The following is a 9179-nucleotide window of genomic DNA, read 5'->3' as shown; positions in this document are numbered from 1 at the left end:
GGTTGCCCCGGCTGTCCAGTATCTCGCGTGCGTGAATGTCGATGATCGTGCTCATGATGCCGGTCCCTGAAGCTGCAGTAAGTTGCCAGCCTCATACCAGCACCCGGCAGAAAGTAAACGGGGCGCGTTAACGCTAACGCCTCGATTTGCTTGCCTTTAGGGCTAACAATTTCCTGTTTGCGCCAACGTGCGACGATCCGTCAGACCGCAACCGCCAATTCGCGGGCCAGTCTGCGTTCCCGAATGAACGTATACATGCCCGATCCGATGATCAGCGATGCGCCTGCTATCGTCATCAGATCGGGGCGTTCACCAAACATCATCATTCCCGCCGCGATCGAGAACACAAGCCGTGTGTAGCGGAACGGGGTCAGAGCGGAGGCTTCTCCGACTCGCATAGCCGTGACGATGCCGTAGTACCCCAGAACACCAAAGCCGATGGCGCCCAGATAAGGCCCGACCTGCATCACCTGCAATGGCACAACAGGCTGGGCCGAGAATACCATCAACACCGCTCCGGCCAACGCGACGGCGACATAGGCCTGCAGCGCCACAACTGATGAGGCCACCCGAACATCCAGCCGACGGGTGATCAGATCGCGTGCAGCAATCGCAACGACGGTGGCGACAACAAACAACGACTCGGGCTGAAACCCTTCAAGCCCCGGGCGGATAATCATCAGAACACCGATGAATCCGACGCCAATTGCGCTCCACCGGCGCCAGCCGACATGCTCGCCCAGAAACAGTGCCGCCCCCATGGTCACAGCCAGTGGCATCGCCTGAAACACGGCAGCCACGGTGGACAGTTCCACCAACGACAACGCTGTCACAAAGGTTAGCGCCCCGACAGCTTCGGTCCCGGCGCGGGCCAATGGCAGAGGTTGCCAGGCCACCGGATCAAAGATGCGTTTGCGGGTGACCAGGGACATGAGCACAAAGACAAGCCCGCAGAACAGCCCCAGCACGACCATGATCTGCCCAGTCGATACACTGATCGACAGGTGCTTGATGAACATATCCTCTAGCGAGAAGGCTGCCATCGATGCGATGATCAGCAGAATGCCGTTTACGTTGTTCATTTGTGCGTCCGTTGGGATGGGCTGACAAAACATGAGCCCTTAAGGCACCCAAACCGTAACTTTCGCGACGTCGCAAGCAATATAGCGACATGATTGATGATTTGCCGTGAGGCGATCAATCGCTTTTTGTGATGGATCAGTCCTGTTTGAGCGGCACGCCGTACAGTTCCAGACGGTGCCCTTTCAGCCGATACCCCAGCTTGGCCGCGATCTTTTCCTGCAGCGCTTCGATCTCGGGGTCGACAAATTCGATCACTTCGCCCGATTGCATGTCGATCAGATGATCGTGGTGGTCCCGCTCCGCATCTTCATAGCGTGCGCGGCCGTCACCAAATTCCAGACGTTCCAGAATCCCCGCCTCTTCGAACAGTTTTACCGTACGGTAAACGGTCGCGATCGAAATCCCGGAATCCTCAGCCGAAGCACGGGCATAAAGCTCTTCAACGTCCGGGTGGTCCTCGCTTTGTTGCAGCACATGCGCGATGGTACGGCGCTGGCCTGTCATGCGCAGGCCTTTGGCTTCGCACCGGGCGATGATCGTGTCGGACATTGTTACCCCCAGAGCTGTTCGGGCCTCTGTCTTAGTACGGATGTGCGGGCTGCGCCACAGGTGAATTGCCCATTATGCTGCTCGCTGTAAATCGGCCCAGACAGGCAGATGATCCGAAGCGATATGCGCGGGCCGAGCGTCGTGTACCCCATGGGCCATTGCCAGCAACCCCTGCCCCAGCGCAATCCGGTCCAGTGCACCCAATGGCTGAGCCGCCGGAAAACTGGGTACGGGCGGCAGGAACCGCATATCGGGTGCGAGATGGTCCAGCACGGGTTGGCGCGACCATTCATTAAAATCCCCCGCCCAGACGGTTGGCATCTGGTTCAGATCGGAATCGCATCGCCTGAGTTGCGTGATCTGCTGCCGCCGCGAAGCTGACAGAAGGCCCAAATGCATTCCCATCACGCGCAATGGCCCTATCGGAGTGTCAAACTCCACACGTACAGCGCCACGTGGCTCGAATCCGGGCAGATCATGGTGCCCGGTCCGACGCACCTGGATGCTGTCTCCTCGCCAAATGACGGCGTTTCCGTGCCAGCCCAGACTGCCGGCGCCGCCGAGGTCCACGACCTGCCAACCGGATTCCTCGAGCATGAAGTGGGGCAATGCTGCAGGACGTGGCGGCAGGCGCTTGTCCGCTTCCTGTAAAACAACGATATCGGCCTGCATCCCGTTCAGCACCTGCAGAATGCGCTGCGGTTGCCTGCGCAGGTCCAGCCCAACGCACTTCTGAATGTTATAGCTGGCCAGCCGCAGGGTCGATCGGTGTGTCATTGTGATCCAGGATTGCTATCGCCCACAAGATGCCACGTGCAGAGGCAGAGGCAAGCCCCTGTTTCAGAAACGCGCCTGTGAACCCTACTTCGGGATCGCAGTGAATCCGCCGGTATCAGAATCGATAGGTTGCTCCGATCACCGGACCTGACTGAGTGAACGAATAATCGTTGCCGTTGATATCATGTTCAAAAGAAATATGCCGGTATCCGCCTCGCAGCAGCCACCTATCATTGATCGCGTAATCGGCCGTCAGCAGTACCTGCCAGGTTTCACTGCCGCTTCGAAACCCTCCATAATCCAGAAACGCAGTTCCGCTCCAGCTGTCAGTGAAAAAATACCGAGCACGCGCGCCGATAATCGGGTCTGTCCAGCTTGCATCGGCTGACGCACTCCGCCCCGGTGCGGTACCGGGCGTCAGTTGAAAATCCGTATCCGTGCTGTACCAGCGAAACCCGCCCGCCAGATCCACGTTGAGCGCTTTGTCCGAGTACACCCGATAACCCAGATAGCCGCTAAAGAACTGCGTTTTTACGGAAGTATTCAGATCACCATGCGCGGGGCCCGCAGTTGCAGTTGAAAAGGAAATATTCGTGTAATTGTAATCCGCCAACAGGCTCCAGCGGCCATTCGAAGCAGCGAACGTACCCATGAACGCCATATCAAGATTGCTGAGCGCATCAGAAAAACTGAGCGTGGCGTCCAGTTCACCAAATGGGGTGTCCAATGTCGTTTCTGTCTCGGGCATAAACAGATAAATCGTAGCCTCGTAGGACCAATCGGAATGCTGCGCAGTCGCCGTATTCGCCGAAAGAAAACCGGTTGCAGCTACAAGGGCCAACTTCATTGCCCTTTGCGCTTTTCCAATTCCAAAAATCATTCAACTTCTCCTTCTACCTTCCAACACCCAAAATCCAGGTTGCAAAATTCTATGAAAATCAGCGTTTTGGCCTATGCGGCAGCCTCCGAAGGTTCAGAGGCTTCACGCCCGGTCGGATTGATCCTGGTCTCTGGAAAGAACTCGGACCAGACATGCCAAAAGATCCCAGCGCGCAGCGTTTCGACCCGTTGCAATTGCCCTTGATCCGAATGCCCCCAGAAATCGCAGCCGGTTACGGGCTGACCGCTGTCGTTATACCAAACACCAAGACTTTCGTATTTTGGGTCCAGAGAGATCACGACATCCCGCCCGCCAACTTGGGCATTCACAATCCAGTCATTGTCGATCACGAAATCATCGGTCCAGCACGCCGCGTCCTTTCCGATTGTAACCCCCCAGACCAGTGTCTTGTTCGGCAGGCGGTCATCCGAGCGCTCCATGTTGTCCATGACGGGCGCATCCTCCTGATGCTGGCGGCTGATGCCCCAGCCAAAAGTAATTTCGGTCGCCATATCCAACAGCCGCAGCAATGGATTAGAGGAAGGCCGGTTTAGAAAGACCTCACCTTCAGGGAAAGCCTTTTGAAACCCGCGGAAGGTCATCCGGTAGGTCGGCCACGGCGTCATCCGTGCCTCGGGGCGCAACGGACATGCGGGACCTTCCGTACCAGTATCTTGATCCGCTTCGCGAAAGCCGTAGATATGCTGGATCGGCTCGCCTGTCTCATTATCGCGCAGGATCAGGTTGTTGCCATGCTGTGCCAGAACCTCGAGGTCCAGTCGCTTGCCTTCGATCCGGGGGATATAGCCCTGCCCCAGATTGGCCATTGCGCAATACGTCATGACGACATCTTCACCACCCAGTCCGGCTTCATTGCCCGCCAGATGAGGGCGCATGATCTGCGCGTCAGGATGCGCCCGAGCCTGGCCATTGTTTTCGATCACCACTACAGGTGCAGTCGGTCCGACATATTTGCGAGCTTCGGAGATTGGGAAATAGCGGGCGTCGTTCAGTTGATTGCGCAACCCGAGATGCACCCAGACATAGGGAAACCCATAGAGGAACAGAACCAACAGCCCTCCGAGCACCCATGCCCAGCGCGCTCCGCCCCCAAGGGCAAAATGCGCCAGCGTGGCCACCGCAAACCCGCCTAGACCGATGGCGATAAACCTGTACTCATGACGAATGAACCGCACCATGTTTTGGCGTTTGACCTTGAGTAGCATCTGCGACACGTCACCCAGATCGCGGAAGTAGACAAACCCGATGCCCATTGATGCAAGCATGCCAAGTGCAAAAAGTATGTTTCCTATCATGTCTTCATCCTAAAGGTCTGATTGGAAATGTCGCGCACGTGGCTTCTGCGCGCGAACAGGTTTTATTGCTCCACAGACGCACGTTTGATCAGAAACGCCTCAACCGCTTGTTGGGTTTCAGGCCGGATATTCTCGATCCCTTCATATGGCACGCCATAGGCCGGCGGAGTATCCGGGTATTTTTCTTTCCGAGCCATGTGGCGACCCAGGATGCGCGCAAACTCCTGCCCACCCCATGCGCCGACTTCGGTCGAAACCGAGTATTCCTCGCGGGTATCCCGGTAAAGATCGAAGAATTTCGCCAGAATTGCGCTCTCGCCCGGCCCCGGTAGTTTCAGCTTCAGCTGATCTTTGACGACCGCCTCGGGTTTCGCGACGGAATAAATGATGACGTGATCCCGACGCGCTTTGGACTCGTCAGCAAACAGCAGCGCCGCAGACTGATCAACCCCATCAACCAGACGATCCCGCGGGATATATTGCTCTGCTCCGGCAAACCGAGACAACGTGGTGTACAGGTCCGAGACGTGCACGATGCTGTTCAACAGCCCATCGGCCTCGATCATTCCGGGCCACCGGATAAAGGCATCCACACGCACGCCACCTTCAGTCGTGTCGCCTTTACCCCCGGCATAGATGAGCGGAGTAAAACCGGATTGCGGCGCGTATTTGGTGAAGTGGCCATTGTCACCCATAACAATGACGATTGTGTTCTCAGCAAGGCCGAGGTCATCCATGCGCGTGAATATGTCGCCCAGCCATTGATCCAACAGCTGCATCTTGTCGACGTAAAGACCACCATTCACGCTTTCGGGGCCTTCCCTACCGGCGCGCGTATTGTCCAGCGGGATCATGGGCCAGTACTGTAAGAAGAAGGGCTCTGCCCCACCTGCTAGACGATCCAATTCTTCCAGTGTTTTGTCCTGAAAAGCTTGGTTCATCTCATCATACTTGGCAGCGTTCCAGCGTTCGCCGGTTTCCATCCGGATTTCACGAATTGGTCCTCCGGTTTCGCCTTCAATCACTGTCATCATCGACGAGGCATCAGGCCGGAACCAGTCGTCAATTGTGTATTTGTCATCATAATCCCGGATCGCAACCGCGACCTGTTCCTTGATCGCATCGTCGTTGAAGATGGTCATCTGTCCTTGTTGGTGAATGGCGTGTTGCGCATAATCGAACCCCTGGTTCATGGCCCAACTTTCCGCGATGTCCCCCATATGCCACTTGCCCACATGGCTGGTGGCATAGCCTGCTTGCTTCAACACTTCAGCCAGCGTAACTTCGTTTTCAGGCAAGCCAAATCCAGCGATGTCAACGGTGGTATCACCCATTCCCATTCGCACCGGCAGGCGACCGGTCATCTGGGCCACACGCGTCGGCGTGCAAGAAGGTTCAGTATACATCCGCACCATTCGCAGCGCTTCATCCGAGAAATCGTTTATGTTGGGCGTCTGATATCCGCGCACCGCGTTCAGTTCCGGGATGCCCATGTCACCGAACCCCATGTCATCGATCAGCACACTCACGATGTTGGGCGGTTTACCCCCATTGCCTTCCTGAAACGCGGCCAACGCAGAATCGACGGCAGCGTCATCTTCTGCCCACTGATCGCCGTGCTGCGCCTGAAGGATATAGTATTCCGCGTCATGCGAAATGGGAGTGTCCTGCGCAAGTACCGGCGCAGCAGTCAGGGAGAAAACGAACGAATAAACCAAAGGAGACTTCATGTAACTTCCTTACTGACTAAGGGTTCTGCCGAGATCAGAGGATCAGATCGGCTCACATAGAAACATGCTAATCTAAGTTAACTGTTTTTCAAACAGTACGCTTGCTGCCCCTTAATCCATGCCTGCTCAGCGCCTGGAGTGATCTCCGGACTGTTGCCTTCTTACCGACGTTTTAGGTGCCGCAGAAGGTTGCATGCACCACTTCACTGTCAGTCGGCGGTCGTGTCAGGTCGTCGTTCCCGGCCTGTTCCGTGTAAGGCGATGCCAACACCGTGTTCAGTCGCTGCAACGGTGCGAAGTCGCCCTGCACGGCCGCCTGAATCATTTGCTCGACCCGATGGTTTCGCGGAATGAAGACCGGGTTCGCGGCTTCCATGACAGCCTGTGATGAGGCTTCGCGCTGCAATCGCTCCTGCCAGTTCACAGACCAGCTATCGAATGCTTGAGGGTCGGTGAATTGATCCCGCGGCTTGTCACCTGTCAGCGCACGAAACGTATTGGTGAAATCCGCCTGGTTTTGCGCCATCCGCGTTAGCAAATCCGATATCAGTTGCAGGTCGCCATCTTCGGCAGTGCTCAGACCGATCTTGGCCCGGAAGCGATCCAGCCAATGACCTTGCATCAGATCAGGCATAGCGTGAACAATCTCGGTCGCCTCTTCAACGGCGGCCTCTTTGTCTTCGATCTGCTGGATCAGCGAGGTTGCCAGCTGTGCCAGGTTCCACACGGCGATTTCAGGCTGGTTCGAATACGCATACCGCCCCATCCGGTCAATCGAGCTGTAGACCGTGTTCGGGTGGTAGCTGTCCATGAAGGCACATGGCCCATAGTCGATCGTCTCGCCCGAGATCGCGCAATTGTCGGTGTTCATCACGCCATGGATGAACCCGACGCTCATCCAACCGGCAATCAAACGTGCCTGGGCATCGCGAACACCGCGCAGCAAACCCATCGGGCCATCCGCTTGCGGGTAGTGCCGCGCGATTGCGTATTCGGTGAGCTTTCGCAGGCGGTCCAGTTGTCCGCGCCCAGCAAAGACTTGAAATGTACCCACACGAAGGTGGCTTTGCGCCACACGAGTCAGCACCGCACCTGGCATCGGTCCTTCGCGCAAAACGACCTCGCCGGTCTCTACCGCTGCCAACGCGCGAGTCGTGGGAATGCCCAGCGCATGCATCGCCTCGGACACGACATACTCGCGCAGAACCGGACCCAGCCATGCGCGCCCGTCGCCCTGACGCGAAAACGGCGTCCGGCCTGAACCTTTCAGCTGTATGTCACGCCGAACACCGTCCGTGCCTACAGTTTCACCCAGCAATATCGCGCGTCCGTCCCCAAGCTGTGGGTTGTAGTGGCCAAACTGATGGCCGGAATACAGCTGCGCCAGCGGCTCGGCCCCTTCGGGCACGGCGTTGCCTGCAAAGGTTTCGGCCATCTCCTGTACGTCCCCGGGTGAGATGTTCAGGATTTTCGCTAGCGGTTCATTGAATGCAACCATCCGCGGAGCCCGCACGGGCTCGGGCGCTTGTCGCGCATAGAAACCATCCGGAAGGCGGGCGTAGCTGTTGTCAAACGGGATCATCAGGGTCATGTGGCAAACATAATTTGTATACCGGCAATTGCCATAGCGGATCATCCCGCGCCCCGTGCACAATTGCAGTCAAACAAACGAGGACCTCATGACGGCCCAAGAGATCATCGATCATCTGAACCTGCAACGCCACCCCGAAGGCGGCTGGTTTCGGGAAACGTGGAGGGCTTACAATCCCGGCCGCGCCACTGGAACCTGCATCTATTTCCTACTGCAAGCGGGTGAGAGCAGCCATTGGCACCGCGTCGATGCAACCGAGATCTGGCTTTACCACGCAGGCGCCCCCCTGATCCTGTCAATGAGCGAAACAGATCAGGGACCGGCCACGGATCACATACTTTCGCCGGATCTGAAGGCAGGTGCACCGCAATTGGTCGTACCTAAAGATCACTGGCAGGCGGCGCATACCACGGGTGACTACACTCTGGTCAGCTGCACCGTTTCACCGGGATTTGAGTTTGGTGGGTTTGAATTGGCGAAAGCCGGGTTTGATATTGCTCGGAAGTGATCGTTCACTGCGCATGGTCGCTCTTTGCGTTCTCTGACAAAGATTGCCGAGGGGCTACTTATCCACGCGCGCGAGTGCGAGCCCTAGACCGGATCCGAAAAAGAGCACCCCCGTCAGCTTATAGCGCAGCCGCCCAAGCCGAAGGATGACAGGTCTGGCCGTCTGCGCTGTTGCGGCCCAGATCAGATCTCCAAGAAAAATCACAGCGAGATAGATCGTCGCCGTCAACAACAACGCATTAATCCCCGCTTCGGGCGCCACAAACTGTGGAAGAAAGGCAGCGTTGAAAATCAGCGTCTTCGGGTTGATCGTCGCAAGCAACAGACCTTGCCAGAATAGCGCTTTCACCGGTTTTCGACTGGGGGGGCGCTCTTCCATCTTCGCGGTTCCTTGTCGCCACGTCGAAACGCCAAGGTAAAGCAGATATGCGACGCCCAGCCATTTCAACCAGATGAAAGTAGAGGCCGCGAATTGCAGAAGCGCGGATAAACCCAGAACCACGACCGCCAGTTGCAACGCGACTCCTACGGTTGTTCCCAGGACAGTCGCCGCACCGAAACGAAACCCATTTGCGATGGTGTTTGCAACAATGAGCGCGACATTGGGGCCGGGAATAGCAACGAGAAGCGCAGTAGCGCCGACCAGAGCGATGATGAGGCTTGGTTCCACCGAGAATATCCTTTCAGGTCAGACCCTAAGCAGACTTTTCTTAAATGTCAGCAAAGTTTCGCAGAATGGCAATCTG

At 56.8% G+C, this 9179-nt stretch carries 9 protein-coding genes; 1 reads left to right on the top strand and 8 read right to left on the bottom strand.

Annotation, left to right across the window (positions count from 1 at the left end; translation table 11 throughout):
* Positions 1–200 precede the first annotated feature (200 nt).
* The 7 genes from AC2TCY_RS09225 to AC2TCY_RS09195 all read right to left on the bottom strand — a co-directional run bounded on the left by AC2TCY_RS09225 (position 201) and on the right by AC2TCY_RS09195 (position 7926).
* A complete protein-coding gene (locus tag AC2TCY_RS09225) occupies positions 201–1082 on the bottom strand; it encodes a DMT family transporter (RefSeq protein WP_480846957.1) in 882 nt (293 codons plus the stop codon).
* Between the two features lie 136 nt (positions 1083–1218).
* Positions 1219–1632, bottom strand: coding sequence for a Fur family transcriptional regulator (locus AC2TCY_RS09220; RefSeq protein ID WP_480846955.1), 414 nt, complete (start codon positions 1630–1632; stop codon positions 1219–1221).
* Positions 1633–1704: 72 nt separating this feature from the next.
* On the bottom strand, positions 1705–2409 hold the full coding sequence (locus AC2TCY_RS09215; protein WP_480846954.1) for an endonuclease/exonuclease/phosphatase family protein: 705 nt from the start codon (positions 2407–2409) through the stop codon (positions 1705–1707).
* Positions 2410–2524: 115 nt separating this feature from the next.
* Positions 2525–3289, bottom strand: coding sequence for an outer membrane protein (locus tag AC2TCY_RS09210; RefSeq protein ID WP_480846952.1), 765 nt, complete (start codon positions 3287–3289; stop codon positions 2525–2527).
* 71 nt (positions 3290–3360) lie between these two features.
* Positions 3361–4605, bottom strand: a complete 1245-nt coding sequence (locus AC2TCY_RS09205) for a DUF3179 domain-containing (seleno)protein (RefSeq protein WP_480846951.1) — start codon at positions 4603–4605, stop codon at positions 3361–3363.
* Positions 4606–4667: 62 nt separating this feature from the next.
* Complete coding sequence (locus tag AC2TCY_RS09200; RefSeq protein WP_480846950.1) at positions 4668–6335, bottom strand: sulfatase-like hydrolase/transferase; 1668 nt, start codon at positions 6333–6335, stop codon at positions 4668–4670.
* A gap of 172 nt (positions 6336–6507) precedes the next feature.
* Positions 6508–7926: a protein adenylyltransferase SelO gene (locus AC2TCY_RS09195; protein WP_480846949.1), complete on the bottom strand. Its 1419-nt coding sequence runs from the start codon at positions 7924–7926 to the stop codon at positions 6508–6510.
* Between the two features lie 88 nt (positions 7927–8014).
* On the opposite strand from AC2TCY_RS09195, the gene AC2TCY_RS09190 reads away from it, so the two are divergent.
* Positions 8015–8434, top strand: coding sequence for a cupin domain-containing protein (locus tag AC2TCY_RS09190; RefSeq protein ID WP_480846948.1), 420 nt, complete (start codon positions 8015–8017; stop codon positions 8432–8434).
* A gap of 54 nt (positions 8435–8488) precedes the next feature.
* On the opposite strand, the gene AC2TCY_RS09185 is transcribed toward AC2TCY_RS09190, so the two are convergent.
* Positions 8489–9103 (bottom strand): LysE family translocator, encoded by a 615-nt coding sequence (locus AC2TCY_RS09185; RefSeq protein ID WP_480846947.1) that lies wholly within the window; start codon positions 9101–9103, stop codon positions 8489–8491.
* Between the last annotated feature and the right edge of the window lie 76 nt (positions 9104–9179).

The sequence above is a fragment of the Ruegeria sp. HKCCD7181 genome (assembly GCF_057221055.1).
The sequence above is the reverse complement of the archived record's forward strand: the minus strand, read 5'-3'. Positions and strand labels throughout refer to the sequence as shown.

Coding starts and splice junctions, on each gene's coding strand:
- AC2TCY_RS09225 (WP_480846957.1), bottom strand. CDS start 1,082: ATGAACAACGTAAACGGCATTCTGCTGATCATCGCATCGATGGCAGCC.
- AC2TCY_RS09220 (WP_480846955.1), bottom strand. CDS start 1,632: ATGTCCGACACGATCATCGCCCGGTGCGAAGCCAAAGGCCTGCGCATG.
- AC2TCY_RS09215 (WP_480846954.1), bottom strand. CDS start 2,409: ATGACACACCGATCGACCCTGCGGCTGGCCAGCTATAACATTCAGAAG.
- AC2TCY_RS09210 (WP_480846952.1), bottom strand. CDS start 3,289: ATGATTTTTGGAATTGGAAAAGCGCAAAGGGCAATGAAGTTGGCCCTT.
- AC2TCY_RS09205 (WP_480846951.1), bottom strand. CDS start 4,605: ATGATAGGAAACATACTTTTTGCACTTGGCATGCTTGCATCAATGGGC.
- AC2TCY_RS09200 (WP_480846950.1), bottom strand. CDS start 6,335: ATGAAGTCTCCTTTGGTTTATTCGTTCGTTTTCTCCCTGACTGCTGCG.
- AC2TCY_RS09195 (WP_480846949.1), bottom strand. CDS start 7,926: ATGACCCTGATGATCCCGTTTGACAACAGCTACGCCCGCCTTCCGGAT.
- AC2TCY_RS09190 (WP_480846948.1), top strand. CDS start 8,015: ATGACGGCCCAAGAGATCATCGATCATCTGAACCTGCAACGCCACCCC.